Below are 931 nucleotides of genomic sequence, written 5' to 3' on the forward strand. Positions count from 1 at the left end.
AGGCAGCACTGATGGCGCCGACCGAAATCCTGGCGCGCCAGCATCTGGCGACCATCACGCCGCTTGCCGCCAAGGTCGGGCTGCGCATTGCCATCCTCACCGGCCGCGAAAAGGGCCGCGAACGCGCGGATACGCTGGCCGGCCTGGCAAGCGGCGAGATCGACATCGTGGTCGGCACCCATGCGCTGTTCCAGGAGACGGTCATGTTCCACGACCTGGTCTTCGCCGTGATCGACGAGCAGCACCGTTTCGGCGTCCATCAGCGGCTTGCCATCACCGCCAAGGGCGACGCGCCCGACATGCTGGTGATGACGGCCACTCCCATCCCCCGCACGCTGGTGCTGACCGCTTTCGGCGACATGGACGTGTCGAAACTGACGGAAAAACCGGCCGGCCGCCAGCCGATCCGTACCGTTACACTGCCGCTCGAGCGGCTCGACGAACTGGTCGACCGCATGGTGGACGCCGTCGCCGGCGGCCAGAAGATCTACTGGATCTGTCCGCTGGTCGAGGAATCCGAAGAAATCAAGCTGATGTCGGCCGAGGACCGCTTCGCCTCGCTGAAACCATTGTTCGGCGAACGTATCGGGCTCGTTCACGGCCGCATGAAGGGTGCCGAGAAGGACGAGGCGATGCGTGCCTTCAAGCAGGGCGAGACACGCATCCTGATCGCCACCACCGTCATTGAGGTCGGCGTCGACGTGCCGGACGCCACCGTCATGGTCATCGAGCACGCCGAGCGCTTCGGCCTGGCCCAGCTGCACCAACTGCGCGGCCGGGTCGGGCGTGGCGACAAGCCCTCCTCCTGCGTGCTGCTCTACAAGGACCCGCTCGGCGAGACCGCAAAACGCCGGCTGTCGGTGATGCGCGAGACCGAGGACGGGTTCCTGATCGCCGAAGAAGACCTGAAGCTGCGCGGCGAAGGCGAATT

1 protein-coding gene is annotated in these 931 nt (G+C 65.8%); it reads left to right on the plus strand.

Going from position 1 to position 931, the window contains the following annotated elements:
- A partial coding sequence (locus EN984_RS36095) for a helicase-related protein (protein ID WP_127384428.1) occupies positions 1-931 on the plus strand: 931 nt, incomplete at both ends.

The organism is Mesorhizobium sp. M7A.F.Ca.CA.004.12.1.1 (genome assembly GCF_003997835.1).
In the GTDB taxonomy this organism is placed as follows: Bacteria; Pseudomonadota; Alphaproteobacteria; order Rhizobiales; family Rhizobiaceae; genus Mesorhizobium.